This window comes from Pseudarthrobacter ribosi (assembly GCF_055412865.1).
The window spans coordinates 56,715-76,693 of record NZ_JBVAYZ010000010.1 but is presented as its reverse complement, the minus strand read 5'-3'; the positions used below and the strand labels follow the sequence as shown (position 1 = coordinate 76,693).

General features: G+C 68.0%; 19 protein-coding genes and 1 tRNA gene. 14 read left to right on the top strand and 6 right to left on the bottom strand.

The window, feature by feature from the left end:
* Positions 1 to 95: 95 nt before the first annotated feature.
* On the top strand, positions 96 to 635 hold the full coding sequence (locus ACZYZ5_RS12155; RefSeq protein ID WP_463901984.1) for a hemerythrin domain-containing protein: 540 nt from the start codon (positions 96 to 98) through the stop codon (positions 633 to 635).
* 9 nt (positions 636 to 644) lie between these two features.
* The gene (gene malQ / locus ACZYZ5_RS12150; RefSeq protein WP_463901983.1) at positions 645 to 2,795 is read left to right on the top strand and encodes a 4-alpha-glucanotransferase; all 2,151 of its coding nucleotides are present in this window, start codon (positions 645 to 647) and stop codon (positions 2,793 to 2,795) included.
* A 168-nt stretch (positions 2,796 to 2,963) separates the two neighbouring features.
* Here the strand turns inward: malQ and ACZYZ5_RS12145 are convergent, their stop codons facing one another.
* Positions 2,964 to 3,515, bottom strand: a complete 552-nt coding sequence (locus tag ACZYZ5_RS12145; RefSeq protein WP_463901982.1) for a hypothetical protein — start codon at positions 3,513 to 3,515, stop codon at positions 2,964 to 2,966.
* A 165-nt stretch (positions 3,516 to 3,680) separates the two neighbouring features.
* Complete coding sequence (locus tag ACZYZ5_RS12140) at positions 3,681 to 4,679, bottom strand: DUF808 domain-containing protein (protein ID WP_463901980.1); 999 nt, start codon at positions 4,677 to 4,679, stop codon at positions 3,681 to 3,683.
* 273 nt (positions 4,680 to 4,952) lie between these two features.
* Between ACZYZ5_RS12140 and ACZYZ5_RS12135 the strand changes: the two genes are divergently transcribed.
* Entirely contained in the window at positions 4,953 to 5,300 is a 348-nt protein-coding gene (locus ACZYZ5_RS12135; protein ID WP_463901979.1) for a hypothetical protein, read from the top strand.
* A gap of 158 nt (positions 5,301 to 5,458) precedes the next feature.
* Here the strand turns inward: ACZYZ5_RS12135 and ACZYZ5_RS12130 are convergent.
* A tRNA-Leu gene (locus tag ACZYZ5_RS12130) sits at positions 5,459 to 5,541 on the bottom strand.
* A 163-nt stretch (positions 5,542 to 5,704) separates the two neighbouring features.
* Between ACZYZ5_RS12130 and ACZYZ5_RS12125 the strand changes: the two genes are divergently transcribed.
* Together ACZYZ5_RS12125 and ACZYZ5_RS12120 are read left to right on the top strand one after the other, a co-directional pair.
* On the top strand, positions 5,705 to 7,009 hold the full coding sequence (locus ACZYZ5_RS12125; protein WP_463901978.1) for a M20/M25/M40 family metallo-hydrolase: 1,305 nt from the start codon (positions 5,705 to 5,707) through the stop codon (positions 7,007 to 7,009).
* Positions 7,010 to 7,029: 20 nt separating this feature from the next.
* Positions 7,030 to 8,205, top strand: a complete 1,176-nt coding sequence (locus ACZYZ5_RS12120; protein WP_463901977.1) for an acyl-CoA dehydrogenase family protein — start codon at positions 7,030 to 7,032, stop codon at positions 8,203 to 8,205.
* Here ACZYZ5_RS12120 and ACZYZ5_RS12115 read toward each other — a convergent pair.
* Entirely contained in the window at positions 8,202 to 8,435 is a 234-nt protein-coding gene (locus ACZYZ5_RS12115) for a DUF5703 family protein (protein WP_307464900.1), read from the bottom strand. The genes ACZYZ5_RS12120 and ACZYZ5_RS12115 overlap by 4 nt on opposite strands.
* 39 nt (positions 8,436 to 8,474) lie before the next feature.
* Between ACZYZ5_RS12115 and ACZYZ5_RS12110 the strand changes: the two genes are divergently transcribed.
* Positions 8,475 to 8,738: a hypothetical protein gene (locus tag ACZYZ5_RS12110; RefSeq protein WP_463901975.1), complete on the top strand. Its 264-nt coding sequence runs from the start codon at positions 8,475 to 8,477 to the stop codon at positions 8,736 to 8,738.
* A 21-nt stretch (positions 8,739 to 8,759) separates the two neighbouring features.
* Here the strand turns inward: ACZYZ5_RS12110 and ACZYZ5_RS12105 are convergent, their stop codons facing one another.
* Positions 8,760 to 9,695: an aldo/keto reductase gene (locus ACZYZ5_RS12105; RefSeq protein WP_463901974.1), complete on the bottom strand. Its 936-nt coding sequence runs from the start codon at positions 9,693 to 9,695 to the stop codon at positions 8,760 to 8,762.
* A gap of 52 nt (positions 9,696 to 9,747) precedes the next feature.
* Between ACZYZ5_RS12105 and ACZYZ5_RS12100 the strand changes: the two genes are divergently transcribed.
* Both ACZYZ5_RS12100 and mshC read left to right on the top strand, forming a co-directional pair.
* A complete protein-coding gene (locus ACZYZ5_RS12100) occupies positions 9,748 to 10,581 on the top strand; it encodes an undecaprenyl-diphosphate phosphatase (RefSeq protein WP_463901973.1) in 834 nt (277 codons plus the stop codon).
* A gap of 15 nt (positions 10,582 to 10,596) precedes the next feature.
* Positions 10,597 to 11,877 (top strand): cysteine--1-D-myo-inosityl 2-amino-2-deoxy-alpha-D-glucopyranoside ligase, encoded by a 1,281-nt coding sequence (gene mshC, locus ACZYZ5_RS12095; protein ID WP_463901972.1) that lies wholly within the window; start codon positions 10,597 to 10,599, stop codon positions 11,875 to 11,877.
* On the opposite strand, the gene ACZYZ5_RS12090 is transcribed toward mshC, so the two are convergent.
* Positions 11,874 to 12,779, bottom strand: a complete 906-nt coding sequence (locus ACZYZ5_RS12090; protein WP_463901971.1) for a PAC2 family protein — start codon at positions 12,777 to 12,779, stop codon at positions 11,874 to 11,876. The two genes, mshC and ACZYZ5_RS12090, sit on opposite strands and share 4 nt — an antisense overlap.
* A gap of 130 nt (positions 12,780 to 12,909) precedes the next feature.
* Here ACZYZ5_RS12090 and ACZYZ5_RS12085 point away from each other — a divergent pair, with 130 nt between their 5' ends.
* From ACZYZ5_RS12085 to ACZYZ5_RS12060, 6 genes are all read left to right on the top strand, one after another.
* The gene (locus ACZYZ5_RS12085) at positions 12,910 to 13,695 is read left to right on the top strand and encodes an HAD family hydrolase (protein ID WP_463901969.1); all 786 of its coding nucleotides are present in this window, start codon (positions 12,910 to 12,912) and stop codon (positions 13,693 to 13,695) included.
* Positions 13,688 to 14,896 carry a site-2 protease family protein gene (locus ACZYZ5_RS12080; protein WP_463901967.1) on the top strand — a complete coding sequence of 403 codons (1,209 nt, stop codon included), beginning with the start codon at positions 13,688 to 13,690 and terminating at the stop codon, positions 14,894 to 14,896. Before ACZYZ5_RS12085 ends, ACZYZ5_RS12080 begins: the two co-directional genes overlap by 8 nt.
* 113 nt (positions 14,897 to 15,009) lie before the next feature.
* Positions 15,010 to 16,128 (top strand): tRNA (adenine-N1)-methyltransferase, encoded by a 1,119-nt coding sequence (locus ACZYZ5_RS12075; protein ID WP_463901966.1) that lies wholly within the window; start codon positions 15,010 to 15,012, stop codon positions 16,126 to 16,128.
* A gap of 82 nt (positions 16,129 to 16,210) precedes the next feature.
* Positions 16,211 to 17,983 (top strand): proteasome ATPase, encoded by a 1,773-nt coding sequence (gene arc / locus ACZYZ5_RS12070; protein ID WP_463901964.1) that lies wholly within the window; start codon positions 16,211 to 16,213, stop codon positions 17,981 to 17,983.
* A gap of 62 nt (positions 17,984 to 18,045) precedes the next feature.
* The gene (dop, locus tag ACZYZ5_RS12065; protein ID WP_463902027.1) at positions 18,046 to 19,656 is read left to right on the top strand and encodes a depupylase/deamidase Dop; all 1,611 of its coding nucleotides are present in this window, start codon (positions 18,046 to 18,048) and stop codon (positions 19,654 to 19,656) included.
* Positions 19,657 to 19,745: 89 nt separating this feature from the next.
* Positions 19,746 to 19,949, top strand: coding sequence for a ubiquitin-like protein Pup (locus ACZYZ5_RS12060; RefSeq protein WP_211881074.1), 204 nt, complete (start codon positions 19,746 to 19,748; stop codon positions 19,947 to 19,949).
* Positions 19,950 to 19,979 lie beyond the last annotated feature (30 nt).

Genomic DNA, 19,979 nt, shown 5'->3' with positions numbered 1-19,979 from the left:
CTGGCTGGGCCGAAAGGCCCGGTGCCCGGGAGGGTCTCCGCCGTACAGTGGGGAAGAGAGCGGGCATGCCCGTATCAGCGGACGTAGGAGACGCCATGGACCAGCCAGCGGCCAGCACCGCCAACAAGAACGCCGATGAGGACGCCGAGGCCCTGGCCGCGGTGGAGCAGCACCATGCGGGCATGCTCAAGCGCCTCAGCGCGCTGACGGCGACCCTGGTCCGCGCCGTCCGGACGGGTGACGCCGTGGCGGAGCACGACGCCCATGAAGTGCTGGTGGAGTGGTGCGAGACCGATCTCGTCCCGCATGCGCTCGCCGAGGAGGGGCCGCTGTACAGCGTGCCCCGGAACCTGCCGCAGGGAAAACTGCTCGTGGAGGGGATGCTGGCCGAGCACCAGGTGATCGTCGGACTGATCGAGGAACTGCGGGGGTCCACCGGGGTGGACGCCGCCGTGGCAGCCGGCTCCATCCGGAACATCTTCGCCCTGCACCTGGAGAAGGAGAACCAGCTCCTGATGCCGCTAATCGTGGCCTCCCCGGAGCTGTCCCTGGCGCGCGCCGTCGAGGGCCTGCACGAACTGGTCGGCGAAACCCACCTCCACCGACACAGCACGGGGCAGGGGGGCAGCGTCTAGAGGTGCCCCATGGCTGATGGAATGAACCACAACAACGGGCCCGGCGCAGCCACACTGCTACGGGAACTAGCTGCCGCCCACGGCGTTGGGACCTCCTACTGGGGCTGGGACGGCGTCGAACGCTCCGTCGAGGAGAGCACCCTGCGCGGCGTCCTGGCCGCGCTGGGCGTCCCGGCGGGGGAACCGGACGAAATGGAACGGTCGCTGGCTGAGGCCCGCCGGGCACCGTGGCGGCGCCTGTTGCCGGCGGTCGCCGTCGCCCGTGAAGGGCTGGAACTCCCCGTCAATGTCCACGTCCCGCACGGAAGCGCTGTCAGCGTCTGGATCGTCACCGAAGACGGCGACCGGTACGAGGCAACGCAGCGGGAGAATTGGGACGCGCCGGTCGACGTCGAGGGCGTCCTCACCGGCCGGGCGGTCTTCGCGGTCCCGGACCACGTGCCCCTCGGGTGGCACACGCTGCTGGCGGACAACGAGGGAACGGTGGCCCAGTGCCCGCTCATCGTCACACCGCAGAGGCTCCGCACGACCGAGGCGCTCGCCGGCCGGCGGAACTGGGGCCTGACCGCGCAGCTCTATTCCGTGCGGTCCTCCCGTTCCTGGGGGATCGGCGACTTCTCCGACCTCGCCGATCTCGCCGCCATGACCGGGCAAGAGGGGGCCGGTTTCCTGCTGGTCAACCCGCTGCACGCCGCCGAGCCCCGTCCGCCGGTCGAGGACTCGCCCTACCTGCCCACGACACGGCGTTACTTCAACCCGCTTTACCTCAGGGTGGAGGAGATCCCCGAATACGGCTACCTTGACCCGGCCGGCCGGGCCGAGGTGGAGCGGCTGGCCAATCAACAGCACGCCGCGAACCACGCCACCGGGCTGCTGGACCGGAACTCCAGCTACGGGGCCAAACTGGCTGCCCTGGAGCTGCTCTACGGCGTCCCGCGCGACCCCGCCCGCACCGTCGCGTTCGCTGACTTCTGTGCCGGGGAGGGGCGGGGACTGGACGACTTCGCCCTGTGGTGCGCCCTGGCTGAGAAGCTGGCCCCGGACGACCCCCAGTGGGCGGCGGAAGCCTCCTCGCCGGGCACCGCCTACTGCAAGGAGCAGCGTGCCCTGCTGGCGGGCCGGATCGAATTCCACCGCTGGCTGCAGTGGCTCTGCGACCAGCAGCTCGAAGCCGCCCAGCGCTCGGCCCGGCTGTCGGGCATGGAAATCGGCGTCATCCACGATCTGGCGGTCGGCGTGAAGCCCGGCGGCGCCGACGACTGGTCGCTTGCCGGGGTGCTGGCCCGGGACGTCACGGTCGGCGCCCCACCGGACATGTTCAACCAGCAGGGGCAGAACTGGACCCAGCCGCCCTGGCACCCCGGCCGGCTCGCCGAATCAGGCTACGCCGCCTACCGGGACATGCTCCGGACCGTGCTGCGTCATGCCGGCGGAATTCGGGTGGACCACATTCTGGGCCTGTTCCGGCTGTGGTGGATCCCGGAAGGGGCCGGGCCGGAGCACGGCACCTACGTCTACTACGACCACGAGGCGCTGATCGGCATCCTTGCCCTGGAGGCGCAGCGTGCCGGAGCGATCGTAATCGGCGAGGACCTGGGCGTGTTTGAGCCGTGGGTCCGGGACTACCTGGCCGAACGCGGCATCTTCGGCACGTCGATCCTCTGGTTCGAGCACGACGCCGACGGCCCGATCCCGCCGGAACGGTACCGCCAGCAATGCCTGACCAGCGTCAACACCCACGACCTGCCCCCGACGGCCGGCTACCTGGCCGGCGAACACGTCACCCTCCGCGAATCCCTGGGCCTGCTGCAGCGTCCGGTGGACGAGGAGCGCGCCGAGGCCGCCGCCGAGCAGCAGGCGGTGCTCGGGCTCCTGCAGGAACGCGGCCTCCTGCCGGAACACCAGGACGTGCAGGCCACCGTCGAGGCGCTCTACGCTTTCACCACGCTGACGCCCTCGTCCCTGCTGGGCGTCGCACTCGTTGACGCGGTGGGGGAGACCCGGACGCAGAACCAGCCCGGGACCAGCACGCAGTACCCCAACTGGCGCATACCGCTGGCCGGTCCGCGCGGACCCGTCCTGTTGGATGCGCTGCAGGCCGATCCCGGCTTCCGTTCGCTCGTCGCTACCATCCGGTCCGCGCTGCCTCCGGACGCCTAGGAGCGGCGGGGTCGCAGCGCGGAGCCTTGCCGGGAGGATGTGCGCAGCATTGTGCGGTGAGCCCTATCGATGACCTGAACCAGCGCCTCGCAGCAGAGCCGACAATTTGTGGCTGCGCTTCATGGTGCTGCTTCAGGGCGCGTTCTGCGAGGCCGCCGGCGTTATCGCCTAGGACCTGCGCTGCGTCCCGGCGGCAAGGTCCTTGACCCAGTCCGGCGTGGCCACGCCGAGGCGCCGGTCGGTGACGAGGCGGAGCCTGGCGGCTGCGATCCGCACGCCGGGGTCGCGGGAGGCGGCACGGTGTCCGGGAACGGCGGTTTCCGACGGCGGGACGACGGTCTGGCGGTCCGGGGCGCGGTCCAGCGGATCTTTCCAGGCCACCGTGATGATCTCCAGTTCCTCCGGGCTGGCCAGTCCACTGTCGGCGAGGACAGCCATGACCCCCAGTCCCAGTTCGGCCCGGCGCGGGTCAGCGGAGAGGGAGCTGTCCAGGGCCCACTGGGTACGGTTCCACCATTCGCTCCGGTTGTCCGCCTCCCGCTGCTGGGCCAGCGCGGCCGTGTCAGCGGCGGCGCGCTGCCTCAGGGTCCGCAGGCTGACGGCGGCACCGATGACCGCAGCGACCAGCACAGCCAGCGGACCCAGGGCCGCGAGGACCTGCCACCACTCGGCGGGGCCGGTCTGGACGAAGACGTCAATTGGAGCTGGGGAGGGCGTCACGGCACCAGCTTAGGCCCGGTCGCTGGGGCCAACGGGGAGGGCATCGGCAGCGGATGTCGGCGTCGGGCCTTTGGGCACACGAAGGGGATATAGACAACAACCGTCTGGAACGTCCTGGGCGAAAGCGGCGCTTCCAAGGCACTGACCCGCGACGACGGAAAGACGTTACGTTTCGCGGCGAGAACCGGCGACTGAGGCACGGACGTCGCCGTCATGCCCGCTCTTCTTTTTGCCGAACGGCAGTACTTTTAGCAGCGGGCCCACGATCGCCATGACAACGAGGCCCCAGGCGAGTCCAAGGACGGCAGAGCACAAGGTGTTCATGAGCCAGGCCAAAAAGCCGCCCACCGCCGGGATCCCGGCGAAGGGAGCCTCGAGGACATGGACTAAGTCATACGGCACGTGCCAGCCGAGGTCGTGTGCTCCCTGCAGCATGATGTGACCACCGACCCAAAGCATGGCAATCGTCCCGACGAGGGTTATCGCGGCCAGCACCGAGGGCATCCCCTTGACGAGCAGCTTGCCGAAGCGTTGGGTGCCTTCGGAGTCTTTCGTGGTCAGGTGCAGGCCGAAGTCGTCCATCTTGACGATGAGGGCGACGGCACCGTAAACGACTACCGTGATCACGAGAGCCACGATGACCAGGATGAGCGCCCGGACCCACAAGGACTCATCGGTCACCTCGTTCAACGAGATGACCATGATTTCGCACGACAGGATGAAGTCGGTGGTGATGGCACCCTTGGTGACCTTAGCCTCCGCCTCCGGGCCCCGTTCGACCGCCGGCGCCTTTTCGTCCGCGTGGTGGCCGCGAAACTTGTGCCAAACCTTCTCGGCACCCTCGTAGCAGAGGTAGGTGCCGCCCAGCATGAGGATGAACGGGATGAGCCCTGGAACGAATGCACTGACGAGCAGCAGTGCCGGCAGGATGATCAACAGCTTGTTCCGGAGCGATCCCCAGAAGATCCGCTTGATCATCGGCAGTTCACGGGACGGGTCCGCTCCCGACACGTACTGCGGGGTGACGGCGGCGTCGTCGATCACGACGCCGGCGGCCTTGGCCCCCGCTTTGGCAGCCCCGGCAGCGACGTCGTCCACCGAGGCGGCCGCTATGCGGACCAGGGCTGCGACGTCATCCAGCAGAGCGACGAGACCGCCGCTCACAAACCGCTCCCGCACAGATCGAGGGCGGGCTGCAGGGCAGGTAGGTCTCGGGTAAGGCGCGTGATCGGCATGCTCTGATTATACGGTGGCTGGCAGACCGTCGCCGGGGAGTGTCGTGCGTTCGCGGGGACGGCGCCGGCGGAATCGGCCAGCACGGGAACCGTGACCGCTGAGCTACGTCGAGCCGCCCTCTTCAAGGGTTCTGCGGGCCTTTTGCCCTCCTCACGGGAGAGCCCGCGGGGCCACGGCTGCGCCGGCCGATAGGATCCGGTTATGAAGATCACCCACGATTTTGTCGGCGGACCGCTGAATGGCCAGCATAAAGACCTCGATGAATCTGAGCTGCCGCTGATCGTGACCGGGGGGACGTACCGTCGCAGCGGTCCGGACGGCGGACCGGCCATCGCATTGTTTTGGCCCGACGCTGACATCAAACATGGCCCGGGCGACCCGATCGCCAAAGGTGAACCGTTCGCGATGGATCTCCACGAGGAAGGGGACTGCCCCGCCATGCAGGTCGACAGCAGCGGTGCATTCGTCTCCGTCTGCGTCTTGGATGAGGGCCACGGCGGCCCGCATGTGGCCTCAGACGGCGAGGTCATCGTCCAGGTCTGGAGCTGACTAGGGCACCGCATTCAATCGGGATGCCACCAAACCACTGTGCGGAGGTCGGGCCGGCGGGTGCCGCTTTTCAGCATCCGCGTGGGTGAAACGGGGCTCGCGTGGGCGGGGACAGAAAAAAACCCCTAGAATCCTTGGATTCTAGGGGTTTTCCCTTGTGCGCGGAGGGGGACTTGAACCCCCACCCCCTTTCGAGGACTAGCACCTCAAGCTAGCGCGTCTGCCATTCCGCCACCCGCGCAGGTGGTATTCGGTGTACCTTTTCGCCTTTCAGCGTTTCGGTTTTCTCCGAAGCAGCGAGAAAGACTCTAGCATGAACTTTCCTGAAACAAATAATCGGGGCCTGAACGGGCATGTGGGTAGGCTGAAGCCAGTAACAGAGCCGCCGCCACGAGGAGTGAAACATGACTGATATCAGGCCCGAGGACGAAGTCGTCAGGATCTGCCAGGAACTGATCCGTATCGACACGTCCAACTACGGCGACGGTTCGGGCCCGGGGGAGCGGGCGGCCGCCGAGTACACCGCGGGACTGATGACCGAAGTGGGGCTGGATGCCGAAATTTTCGAGGCCGCACCGGGCCGGGCCAGCGTGGTGACCAGACTGGCCGGGGAGGACCCCTCCGCCAGCGCACTCGTGGTCCACGGGCACCTGGACGTCGTTCCGGCACTCCGTGAGCAGTGGTCGGTGGATCCCTTCGGCGCGGAACTCGAGGACGGCATGATCTGGGGCCGCGGCGCCGTGGACATGAAGGACATGGACGCCATGATCCTCTCCGTTCTGCGGAATTTTGCCCGCACGGGACGCAAGCCCAAGCGGGACCTGATCTTCGCGTTCTTCGCCGATGAGGAAGCGGGCGGCACCTACGGCGCCCGCTACGCCATCGAGAAGCGGCCCGAACTCTTCGACGGCGCCACCGAGGCCATCTCCGAGGTCGGCGGCTTCTCCGCCACCATCGGCGGCCAGCGCACCTACCTGCTTCAGACCGCAGAAAAGGGCCTGTCCTGGCTGCGCCTCGTCGCCCACGGCCGCGCCGGCCACGGCTCCCAGATCAACACCGACAACGCCGTCACGCGGCTGGCCAGCGCGGTGTCCAGGATCGGGGAGTACCGCTGGCCGGTGGAGCTGACGCCCACCACGCGGCAGTTCCTGGACGGCGTGACGGAACTCACGGGCGTGGAGTTTGATCCCGATGATCCGGACAAGATCCTCAAGGAGCTCGGCACCGTGGCCCGCTTCGTCGGTGCCACCCTGCAGAACACCACTAACCCGACCCTGCTTAAGGGCGGGTACAAGCACAACGTGATCCCGGAATCAGCGGAGGCACTCGTCGACTGCCGGACCCTGCCCGGCCAGGAGGAGCACGTCCTCGAAATCGTCCGCGAACTCGCCGGCAAGGGCGTGGATGTGAGTTACGTCCACAACGATGTCTCGCTGGAGGTTCCGTTCGCCGGGAACCTCGTGGACTCCATGATCGACGCGCTGCACGCCGAGGACCCGGGAGCGAAAGTCCTGCCCTACACGCTGTCCGGCGGCACGGACAACAAGTCCCTGAGCCGCCTGGGCATCACCGGGTACGGCTTCGCGCCGCTCCAGCTTCCGGACGAACTGGACTTCACCGGGATGTTCCACGGCGTGGACGAACGCGTTCCCACCGACTCCCTGAAGTTCGGCGCCCGGGTACTGGATACCCTGCTCACCAACTACTGAAGCCGGAAAGCCCCCGCCCCATGAGCCCCGACCCTGCCCTGCCCGACGTCCTGCCCGATGCCCTGCTGGAACGGATCCGCGGGCGCGCCGCCGGCTACGACCGCGACAACGCCTTCTTCCACGAGGACCTGACCGAGCTGGCGGCGGCCGGCTACCTGAAAATCTTCGTTCCGGCGTCCGACGGCGGCCAGGGGCTCGGGCTCCAGGCCGCGGCGCAGCTGCAGCGGCGGCTGGCGACGGCGGCACCTGCCACCGCGCTGGCGGTCAACATGCATCTGGTCTGGACCGGCGTCGCGCACGTCCTGGCTGCCCGGGGCGACTCGTCACTTGATTTTGTCCTGCGGGAGGCCGGGCAGGGTGAGATCTTCGCGTTCGGGAACTCGGAGGCGGGGAACGACTCGGTGCTCTTCGACTCCCGCACCACGGCCGTTCCGCAGGCCGGCGGCGGCTATGCCTTCACCGGCCGCAAGATCTTCACGAGCCTCTCGCCGGCGTGGACCCGGCTCGGGATCTTCGGGAAGGACGCCTCGGCCGCGGGCGGCGAAGGGCAGCTGGTCCACGGCTTCCTCACCCGGGAGACTCCCGGGTACGAGATCCTGGCCGACTGGGACACCCTGGGCATGCGGGCCAGCCAGTCGAACACCACGGTCCTGGACGGCGCGGTGGTGCCGGCGGAGCGGATCTTCCGCCGGCTGCCCGTCGGCCCGAACGCGGACCCACTGATCTTCGCCATCTTCGCCTGCTTCGAGACGCTACTGGCCGCGGTCTACACCGGCATCGGCGAACGGGCCCTCGCCCTGGGCGTTGAGGCTGTAAAGCGGCGGACATCCTTCAAGAACGGCGGGCGCAGTTATGCCCAGGATCCCGACATCCGCTGGAAAGTGGCCGACGCGGCCATGGCGATGGACGCGCTGTACCCCCAACTCTCGAGCGTCGCCGCCGACGTCGACGCGCTGGCCGATCACGGCAGCCAGTGGTTCCCGAAACTCGTCGGGCTCAAAGTCAGTGCGACGGAGACCGCCCGCACCGTCGTGGACCTGGCCATCAGGGTATCCGGGGGATCGAGCTATTACCGCGGTTCCGAGCTGGAGCGCCTGTACCGTGACGTGCTCGCGGGAATGTTCCACCCCTCCGACGACGAATCGGCGCACAACACAGTGGCCAACGCGTGGCTGGGACCGCTCGAGACGCCCTAGACGGTCCGCTGGACCTGGGTGACCCGGCGGCGGAGCCAGAAGCGGCGGCCGCCGCCCAAATACAGCACGCTGCGCTCCAGTTCCCACTTGCCGTACTCGGAGTGTTCCACCAGGAGGCGGCGCGCTTCCGGCAGGGAATCTTCAGGACTTACCGTCAGTACGAGGTACTCGTACTGCCTCACATAGTCCCGTTCCCGCCGGACTGAACTGCTGAGAAAATGTTCCTTCATTGCTCTCCATTTTCTTCCTTTTCCGGCTAACGTGAAGTCATGAGCATCGATCCGCGTGTCGCGCTTGAAGCCCTGACGGCTGCCCTGGAAGAACACCTCGCCGCTGCGTCAGCACGCCGGGGACCCGGGGACCCCGCGGTCGAGGCAGCGTTTTTTGCTGTTGCTGATGCCTTTGAAGTCTACGACGACTCCCTCTATGAAGCGTACGGCGAAGTGACGGGACTTGGGGTCCTGGATGACGACGCCGATGACGACGAGGAAGAAGACGTCGACGACGAGGAAGACCTCGAAATCCTGCAGTGACCTAGTCCGGCCGGTTGCCACTCAGGCGGGGCTGGACACGTCCTCAAGGGCCTGGGCGATCTGCGGCGGAAGCGGTGCCAGCGTTGCATCCAGGATCTCCTTGAGCTGCACCGGCGTGCGGGGACCCACAATCGCCGTCGCCACGCCGTGCTGGGAGAGCAGCCAGCTCAGTGAGACGTCGAGGGCTGTCCGGCCCAGCCCCTTCGCCGCCATCGCCACGGCCTCCACCACACTGGATGCGGACCCCTCAAGGTACGGCTCCACATAGCCGGCCAGCCGCGCCTGGGCCGCCCGTGAATCCGCGGGAATGTGCCCGCGGTACTTACCGCTCAGCACCCCGCGCCCCACCGGCCCCCAGGCCATCAGGCCCAGGCCGGCGTCCTCGATGGCGGGAATGAGTTCAGCTTCGGGGGAGCGGTGCAGCAGGGAGTACTCCGACTGGTTCGCGACCAGCGGGAAACCCGCGACGGCTGCGGCCTTGGCCGTCTGCCAGCCGTTGAAGTTGGAGACTCCCGCATACCGGGCACGGCCCGAGCGGACCGCGAATTCGAGCGCGGACAGGGTCTCCTCCAGCGGGACGTTGGCGTCCCAGGCCTGGGCGAACCAGAGGTCCACGTAGTCGGTGCCCAGCCGGGCCAGGCTTGCGTCCAGGCCGGAGAGCATCCCGTTCCGGGACGTGTCGACGCCGCGTCGGCCGTCCGACACCGACAGTCCGGCTTTCGTGGAGATGACCACTTCGGAGCGGGCAACAACGTCGCCCAGCATTCCGCCCAGCATCGCCTCGGCCTGGCCGTCGCTGTAGGACGCGGCCGTGTCGATCAGGGTTCCGCCGCCGTCCACAAAAGTGCGGAGCAGCGCCGAGGCATCCTGCTCATCGGTTTCCCGGGCCCAGGACATCGTGCCGAGGGAAAGGGAGGACACGCGTAACCCACTGTTGCCGACATAACGCTGCTGCATGTCAGCAAGCTTACGGGGGTTCGGACGCCTTCATGACGTAGGGTCTATCTACGTGAACTGGTTTGAAGCGGCCTTTTTGGGCCTTGTGCAGGGACTGACAGAATTCCTCCCGATTTCCTCAAGCGCCCATCTGCGGATCGTTGGCTCCTTCCTTCCCAACGCTGCCGACCCCGGGGCCGCCTTTACGGCAATCACCCAACTGGGCACGGAAACCGCCGTCATCGTCTACTTCTGGCGCGACATTGTGCGGATTGTCAAGGCGTGGGCCGGATCGCTGACCGGCAAAGTCTCGCGGCAGCAGCCGGACGCCAGGATGGGCTGGCTGGTGATCCTGGGTAGCCTGCCCATCATCGTCCTCGGCCTGCTGTTCCAGGACCAGATCGAGTCCGTGCTCCGCAGCCTATGGGTCGTCGCCACCATGCTGATTGTCTTCGGCATGATCCTCGCGGTCGCTGACGCATGCGGACGCCAGGAACGTGAGCTGACCCAGCTGACCTATAAACACGGCATCCTGTACGGACTGGCCCAGGCCATGGCCCTGATCCCCGGGGTCTCCCGCTCCGGCGGCACGATCACCGCTGGCCTGCTGATGGGCTACACGCGCGAAGCAGCGGCCCGCTATTCCTTCCTGCTGGCAATCCCGGCCGTGTTCGGCAGCGGTTTGTACCAGCTCTACAAGGTGGTCTCCGCCGACGGCATCACCGGCCCCTACAGCCTCCCCGAAACTGCCCTGGCCACGGCCGTCGCCTTCGTGGTGGGCTACATCATCATCGGCTGGTTCCTGAAGTACGTCTCGACCCACGGCTACCGCCTCTTCGTCTGGTACCGGATTCTCCTGGGCCTGGCCCTGTACCTGCTGCTCGGTTTCAACGTCATCAGTGCCTAGCACTAGGCTTGTGCTGTGAAGTCTTGGATCTCCCGCCCCGTTCCCCAGCTCCCGGGCAGCATGCCTGCCCTGCGCCTCTTCGACACCGTTAGGGGCAGCGTCGCCACCCTCGGGGCAGCAGGCGAACAGTCGATGTATGTCTGCGGAATCACCCCGTATGACGCCACCCATATGGGCCACGCGGCCAGCTACGTCGCGTTCGACCTGCTCAACCGCGCCTGGCGGGACGGCCGCCAGCAGGTCTCCTACGTCCAGAACGTCACCGACATCGACGACCCCTTGCTGGAACGGGCGACCGCGACCGGCGTGGACTGGCGCGATCTCGCCGCCAGCCAGATCGAGCTCTTCCAGACAGACATGGAAGCCCTCAACGTGCTGGCGCCGGACCACTACGTGGGTGCGGTGGAAGTCATTCCGCTGATCGTTCCCGCGATCGAAGGCCTGGTGGAGCGGGGTCTGGCCTACCGGGTGGCCGGCACCGCCGGCGAGCCGGACGGGGACGTCTATTACGACGTCGAAGCGGCCGGCAAGCACTCCGCCGAGGCCACGGACGCGTGGACCCTCGGTGCCGTCTCCGGGCTGTCCGAGGCGGAGATGCTCGAACTTTTTGCCGAACGCGGCGGCGACCCCGGCCGCGCCGGCAAACGCCAGGCCCTGGACCCCCTCCTTTGGCGGGTCGCCCGCCCCGGCGAACCGAGCTGGCCCGGCGACGGGCTGGGCGAGGGACGGCCCGGCTGGCACATCGAATGCACCGTCATCGCCCAGAAGTACCTGCCCGCCCCGTTCACCGTGCAGGGCGGCGGCTCGGACCTGATCTTCCCGCACCACGAAATGGGCGCCGGGCATGCCTATTCCCTGACCGGTGTGCCGCTGGCTCAACACTTCGCGCACGCCGGCATGGTCGGGCTTGACGGCGAGAAAATGAGCAAGTCCAAGGGGAACCTGGTCCTGGTCTCCAAACTCCGCGCCGCCGGCGAGGACCCGGCCGCGATCCGGCTGGCCATCCTGGCCCATCACTACCGCAGCGACTGGTCCTGGACCGAGGCCGGCTTCGCCCAGGCCAAGGGACGGCTCCGCACCTGGCGGGCCGCCCTGGACGCGGCGCCCGCAGGCTCGGCCGCCGGGCTGGTGTCCCGGCTGCGCGCCGAACTCTCGAACGATTTGAACGCCCCCGGGGCTGTCGCCGCCACGGATGAGTGGGCAGCGGCGGCCCTCCAGGCAGCCCAGAACGGATCCGCCCCGGACGCCGCCCTGGTCTCCGACGCCGTCAACGCCCTGCTGGGCGTCGAGCTCTAGGGCTTGTCCTTGCCGCGGCGTTTGAGGTAGCGCTCGAATTCCCGGGCGATCGACTCACCGCTGGCCTCCGGAAGGTCTGCGGTGTCCTTCGCTTCCTCCAGCTGGCGCACATACGCCGCGATCTCGGGGTCCTCGGTGGCCAGTTCGTCAACGCCGCGTTCCCAGGCGTCGGACTCCTCGACGAGGTCCTGGGTGTCGAGCGGGACCTGGAGCAGCTCCTCGATCCGGTTCAGCAGCGCCAGCTGTGCCTTGGGGGAGGGCGCCTGGGCCACGTAGTGCGGCACGGCGGCCCAGAGTGAGACCGTGGGCAGCCCGGCCAGCAGCGCCACCTCGGCGAGGACGCCCACGATCCCCACGGGACCCTCGTACTGCGAGGCCTCGAGGTCCATCCGCTCGCGCAGCGCCGGGTCATCCGTCGACGTGCTCACCGGGATCGGCCGGCTGTGCGGCACATCGGCGAGCAGGGCACCGACCAGGATGACGTCGTCCACATGGAGTGCCTCGGCGTGAACCAGCAGTTCGGCGGTGTAGGCCCGCCACTTGTACGACGGCTCGGTGCCCTGGACGAAGATGACGTCCACGTTGGAGTCGGGAACGCTGGCTTTGAAAATCCGGGTGGAGGGCCATTTGATCTTCCGCTCACCCGAGGACGTGCGGCGGATCGTGGGCCGGGTGAACTGGAAGTCGTAGTACTCGTCGGCGTCGACCGAACCGACCTTCTTGCCGCCCCAGAGCTTGTTGAGGTAGCGCAGCGCATCGCTCGCAGCCTCCCCGGCGTCGTTCCAGCCTTCAAAGGCGGCGAGCATCACCGTGATGCGCCGGCCCTCGGGCACGGGCTGCAGCAGCCGTTCCGGCTCGGGCACGTCGCCCGTTTCCGCGGGGTCTACCTCGAAGCTATTCATCCCTTCACCCTACGTCCAAGGACCCGGCCCCCGCAGGGAATGAAGCGCCGGAAAACGGCGGTCCGCGGCCGATATTCGCCGTAGGCGTAGTATCAGGCCCCTCACAGGGCCGCCCCGTAGACTGGAAAGCATGCAATCCTCAGCTCCCCAGCCCCTGCTCAAAGCCGCGCTCTGGGACATGGATGGCACCATCGTCGACACCGAGCCGTACTGGATCGAGGCCGAACACGCCCTGGTTTCCGCGCACGGCGGGCAGTGGTCCCATGAGAAGGCCATGCAGCTGGTGGGCCAGTCGCTGGTCTTCTCCGCGGGCATCCTGCAGGATGCCGGGGTGGCGCTGGAGCGCCGGGAGATCATCGACATCCTGACGGCCCACGTCATCAGCCAGGTCCGCACCTGCGTGCCGTGGCGGCCCGGTGCCCGCGAACTGCTGGAGGAGCTTCACACCGCGGGGATCCGCTGCGCCCTGGTGACCATGTCGGAGGCCCCGCTGGCCCGGGAGATTGTGGCCAGCCTGCCCAGGCCCTACTTCGAAGTCCTCGTCACCGGAGACACCGTCACGCGGGGCAAGCCACACCCGGAGGCCTATCTCAAGGCGGTCGGGCTGCTGCAGGAACAGGACCCGGAACTGGGCCTGCAGCACTGCGTCGCGCTTGAGGACTCCGGTCCGGGCGTCGCGGCCGCCGTCGCCTCCGGCGTGCTGACGGTCGCCATCCCGCATATTGTGCCGTTGCCGGATGATCCGCGCCACGCCATGTGGGACACCCTGGCCGGGCGTACCGTGGCCGACCTCGAACAGCTCGTCGCCCTGCGCCACGAGTTCCCGGACGCTACCTTCGGCCTGGCCGGCGGCAACGGCGGCGTCCCCGGCGGCCTGCCGGAACACGGTGCGGCAACGGTGCCGGTCCATGACTGACACCGACACCCGCGGCCGCGGCGGGCAGGATCCGCAGAAGCAGGGCCGCAAAGAGGGAATCCCGCTGGGGCGGATCGCCGGCATCCCGGTGATCCTCGCCTATTCGTGGTTCATCATTGCCGCGTTCACCGTGATCGTCTACGGACCGGTGCTGCAGGCAAACAACCCCTACCTCGGCATCGGCGCCTACTTCGTGGCGTTCGCCTACGCTCTCCTGCTGCTGATTTCCGTCCTGGTCCACGAGCTCGCACACGCGCTGACCGCGAAGATCTACCGCTGGCCCAGCGAAAAAATCGTCCTCAACCTCTGGGGCGGCCACACCCAGTTTGAGAGCTTCACGGCGTCCCCCGGGCGTTCCGTCCTCGTTGCGATGGCGGGTCCGGCGGCCAACTTTGTCCTCGCCGCCGGCGGCTGGCTCCTGCTGACGGCCGGCGACCTCACCGGCGTCGCGGGGATCCTGGCCAACATCTTCGTCTGGGCCAACCTGCTGATCGGTATCTTCAACGTCCTGCCGGGGCTGCCGCTGGACGGCGGCCGGCTCGTTGAATCCGCCGTCTGGAAACTGACCGGCAGCCAGGAAAAGGGCACCGTGGCCGCCGGCTGGGGCGGGCGGATCATCGTGATCGGCCTTGTGGCCTGGTTCGTGGTCCTGCCCGTACTCAGCGGCGACCGGCCGGACATCTCCCTGATGCTCATCACAGTCCTTGTCGGCAGCTTCCTGTGGATGGGCGCCACCGCCTCCATTGAGCAGGCCCGGCTGCGGAGCCGGCTGCCGCTCGTGGCAGCCGGCGCGCTGGCCGAACCGGCAGTGGGCCTCCCGGAAGGCGCGTCCGTGGCCGACGTGCTCGCGCTGGCCCCGGATCCCGCCACGGGGGCGGGTCCCGCCGTCGTGCTCTACCGCCCGGACGGGCGGCCGGCTGCCGTCGTGGACGCCGGGGCCGTCGCCTCGGTCTCCGCGGCCGCCGCCGGCACAACGCCCCTCACGGCCGTGTCCTACGCCCTCGGGGAGGGTGCCTGGGTGCCGGAGTGGTCCAAAGGACAGGAACTGATCCAGTACCTGGCCCAACTCGACGGCCTGGAATACGCCGTCGTCGACCGCGACGGAACCGTGATCGGCCTGCTGCGCCAGGCCGCGGTCCTGGGCGCCCTGAGGGGCAAGAATCCCGGGTCCGGCAAGCGGATGTTCGGGCAAAGCCGGTAGAGTTACCTGCCGGTCGTGTATTTCCGGCCTGGGCGCACGGCCCTGGGCGCGAGCAGCCGGACCGCCGGCGATTTCCGCGGCCACACAGCTTTACAGGAGCGAGGAACATTTTCATGAGCAGCGACACCGCCGCCAGCATCAGCCCCGACGACGCCGTAACTGCCGACGGCGTTGCCGTTAGTCCGGCCACCAGCGCAGCCGCCCCGGCGGCCATCCCGGCAGCAGGTGCTGCCGCCGCACCCGTCGGCGCAGCCCGCCGCCGCGGACCGTTCCGGGAGGGCGAGCGGGTGCAGCTCACCGACGAGCGCGGCCGCATGAACACGATCAGCCTCGAAGTCGGCGGGGCGTTCCACACGCACCGCGGCTTCCTGAACCACGACGAGATCATTGGCAAGCCGGACGGCTCCGTGGTGGTCAACAACGTCGGCCAGCAGTACCAGACGCTGCGCCCCCTGCTCTCTGACTTCGTCCTCTCGATGCCCCGCGGCGCAGCCGTTGTCTACCCCAAGGACGCCGGCCAGATCGTCACCATGGCGGATATCTTCCCCGGCGCACGCGTCGTGGAAGCCGGCGTTGGCTCCGGCGCCCTGTCTATCTCGCTGCTCCGCGCGGTCGGCGACAACGGCTACCTGCACTCCTTCGAGCGCCGGGAAGAATTCGCTGACATCGCCCGCGGCAACGTCGAGACGATCTTCGGCGGCCCGCATCCGGCCTGGCAGATTTCCATCGGGGATTTCCAGGAGGAAGTGGTCCGCACCGAGGAGCCGGGCTCCGTGGACCGCGTGGTCCTGGACATGCTGGCGCCTTGGGAATGCCTCGATGCGGTTGCCACCGTCCTGGCCACCGGCGGCGTGTGGATCAACTATGTCGCCACCGTGACGCAGCTGTCCCGGACCGCGGAGGCGATCCGCGCCGACGGCCGCTTCACCGAGCCCGACGCCTGGGAATCCATGGTCCGCGGCTGGCACCTTGAGGGCCTGGCGGTCCGTCCGGACCACCGGATGGTCGCGCATACCGGCTTCCTGCTCGTGACCCGGCGGCTGGCCGACGGCGTCACGGGCATTTCCGTGAAGCGCCGCCCGTCCAAGACCGACTTCAACGCGGAGGACGTCAACGCCTGGACGCCCGGTGCCGTGGGTGAGCGCGCGGTTTCGGACAAGAAGTTGCGCCGGGCGGCCCGCGACGCCATTGCCGGAACCAACGTCAAGGACGATTCTGATATTACGAAGTAGTCCGCATTTCGGAAGTCTTCAGCGGGGTCCGGCTTCTTGGGGCTAATGTCTTAATAGAAGCGTAGGAAGGGGCTGATGCACGATGGAGACTCCGAACACCGATCCGGGCCAGACGCCGGCAGAGGACGCAGCATTCGCGGGTCAGGCGCACGCCGCCAGCGAACTGTCCGTGGCCGAGCGGCAGGTCAATATCCTCCGGGACAAGCTCCGGCATATTGACCGCCAGCTCGCCGCCGCGACGCAGAACAACTCCAAGCTCGTGGGCATGCTGGAAACCGCGAAAGCGGAAATCCTCCGGCTCAAGAACGCCCTCGACCAGGAGGGCCAGCCGCCGTACAGCTTCGGCACCGTGCTGCAGCTGAACCCGAAACGTCATGCCTCGGCCGGCAACGGCGGGCAGGCCGCCACCGAGGAATCGGTCGACATTTTCAATGCCGGCCGGAAGATGCGCGTCGGGATCAGCCCGCTGGTCAACATGAACCAGCTGGCGGTCGGCCAGGAGGTCCTCCTCAACGAGGCGCTGATGGTCGTCGCCGGGCTGGGCTACGAACGGGCCGGTGAGCTTGTCACGCTGAAGGAGATGCTGGGCACGGACCGTGCCCTGGTGGTCGGCCGGGCGGACGAGGAACGCGTGATCCGGCTCTCCGGCGCCCTGCTCGCGCAGAAGCTCCGGGTCGGCGACGCCCTCTCAATCGATTCGCGCACCGGCTACGCCCTTGAAAAGGTCCCGCGCTCCGAGGTGGAGAACCTCGTCCTCGAGGAGGTGCCGGACATCACCTACCAGGACATCGGCGGCCTGGGGCCGCAGATCGAGCAGATCCGCGACGCCGTGGAGCTGCCGTTCCTGCATCCGGACCTGTACCGCGAGCACGGCCTCAAGGCCCCCAAGGGCATCCTGCTCTACGGCCCGCCAGGCTGCGGCAAGACGCTCATCGCCAAGGCGGTCGCCAACTCCCTCGCCGCCCGGGCCGCCGAACGCACCGGCAAAACGGACATGAAGAGCTACTTCCTGAACATCAAGGGACCGGAGCTGCTGGACAAGTACGTCGGCGAGACCGAACGGCACATCCGGCTGATCTTCGCCCGCGCCCGGGAGAAGGCCTCCGAGGGCAGCCCGGTGGTGGTGTTCTTCGACGAAATGGACTCCCTGTTCCGCACCCGCGGCACCGGCATCTCCTCCGACGTCGAAACGACCATCGTCCCGCAGCTGCTCAGCGAGATCGACGGCGTGGAGCGGCTCGACAACGTGATCGTGATCGGCGCCTCCAACCGTGAGGACATGATCGACCCGGCGATCCTGCGGCCGGGCCGCCTGGACGTCAAGGTCAAAATCCACCGCCCCGATGCGGAGGCCGCGGCGGACATCTTCAACAAATACATCACCGCCGACCTTCCCTTCCACGAGTCCGATCTCGCCGAGCACCACGGCGATGTCCAGGCCACCGTGGATGCGATGGTACAGCGCACAGTCGAGGCCATGTACTCCACCGACAAGTCCAACGAATACCTTGAGGTCACCTACGCCAACGGCGACACCGAAATGCTCTACTTCAAGGACTTCAACTCCGGCGCGGTGGTGCAGAACGTCGTGGACCGGGCCAAGAAGTACGCCATCAAGGACCTGCTCACCGTCGGCCAGAAAGGCATCCGGATCGACCACCTGCTGCGCGCGGTCGTCGACGAGTTCCGCGAGCACGAGGATATGCCGAACACCACCAACCCGGACGACTGGGCACGGATCTCGGGCAAGAAGGGCGAGCGCATCACGTACATCCGCACCATCGTCCAGGGCAAGGCTGGGCAGGAACCCGGCAAGTCCATTGAGACGATGCCGAGCACGGGCCAGTACCTGTGACGTCGGCTGCTGTACCGGGCAAGCCGGCCGGCGTGTCGGGCGGGCTGCCGGTCGGCGGCGCCATGCGGGTGATGGGCTCGGAAACCGAGTACGGCATCCACGCCCCGTCCGCGCCGGGCGCCAACGCCACGATGATGTCCGCCCGCGTGATCCAGGCCTACGCCCAGGTGACCCGGCAGCGCGCCGCCGGCGGGGCCGAGACGCGCTGGGACTACACCGACGAGGAACCCCTGCATGACGCCCGCGGCTGGACGCTGGAGCGCAGCCAGGCCGAACCGGACCAGCTGACCGACCAGCCGCCCGTCCTCGACGCCGAGGCGGTCGCCCTGGCATATGGCCGGCAGGAGCTGGAAGCCGACGGCGAGGATGAGTCCGGCACGCTGCTGATGAACATGGTGCTCGGCAACGGTGCCCGGCTGTACGTCGACCATGCCCACCCCGAGTACTCCAGCCCGGAGGTCACCAGCCCGCGCGACGTCGTCGCCTGGGATGCCGCCGGTGACCTCGTGGCCCTCGCCGCGGTGCGGCGGCTGGCCGCGGATCCCGAGCTGCCCCCGGTCAATCTGTACAAGAACAACACCGACAACAAGTCGGTCTCCTACGGCTCCCACGAGAACTACCTCATGCCCCGTGCGGTGCCGTTCGGCGACATCGTCCGCGGCCTGACCCCGTTCTTCGTCACCCGCCAGATTTTCTGCGGCGCGGGCCGGGTCGGCATGAAACAGGACGGGTCCCGCCCCGGCTACCAGATCAGCCAGCGGGCGGACTTCTTCGAGACCGAGGTCGGCCTCGAAACCACAATCCGCCGCCCCATCATCAACACCCGCGATGAACCGCACGCGACCGCGGACAAGTACCGGCGGCTGCACGTGATCATCGGCGACGCCAACCTCAGCCAGACCGCCAATTACCTGAAATTCGGCACGACGGCCCTGGTCCTGAGCCTGATCGAGGCCGGCCTGGCCCCGAAGCTCGAAGTCCATGAGCCGGTCGCCGCGCTGCAGGCCGTCAGCCATGACACCTCGCTCACCGCCACCCTGCGGCTGCTCGACGGGCGCCGGATCACCGCCCTGGACCTGCAGTGGATCTATTTCGAAGCCGCCGCGAAGCATGCCCAGGACACCGGCGTCGCCGATGCCGTGGACGGGGACGGCCACACCCACGAGGTGCTGGAACGCTGGTCGGCGACCCTGACCGAGCTGGGCAACGACCGGGCTGCGGCCGCGTCCTCCGTGGAATGGCTGGCGAAACTTTCGCTGCTGGAGGGCTACCGGGACCGCGACGGACTGGAATGGGGCCACGCGCGGCTGGGTCTGGTGGACCTCCAGTGGGCGGACATCCGGCCCGAAAAGGGGCTCTACTACCGCCTGCTGGCACGGGACCGGATGCGGCGGATCGTCGACGACGGCGTGATCCAGCGGGCGGTCACAGAGCCGCCGTCGGACACCCGGGCCTATTTCCGGGGACGCTGCGTCAGCCGCTTCGGGGCCGACGTTGTCGGCGCCAGCTGGGACTCCGTGATCTTCGATGTGCCAGGCCGCGGCAGGCTGCAGCGGGTCCCCACCCGGGAACCGCTGCGCGGAACCGAGGCCCTCACCGGAGGCCTCTTCGGACGGCACCGGGAAGCCGGACCGTTCCTGTCCGAGCTGCTCGGACTCCCTCCCGGTTCCTAGTGGCAAAGAGTCCCGCAGGGGCTCCGGGCGTGGCAATATGGCTTACATGAAGTCCCTTGCAAAGCAGGGACGGACAGAAGGAGAGAACAATGGCAGGCCAGGAGCAGCAGCAGCCGCAGTCGCGGGACACCGAGGTCGACGAGGACGTCCCCGCCGCCCCGCCGGCTCCCGCGGAGGCCCAGGCGTCAGCCGCCACCCAGGGCGTCGACGATCTGCTCGATGAGATTGACGGTGTGCTGGAGTCCAACGCCGAGGAGTTCGTCCGGGCGTTTGTCCAAAAAGGCGGCCAGTAGCGCACCGCCCGGACCGCGGCGGCCCAGGGG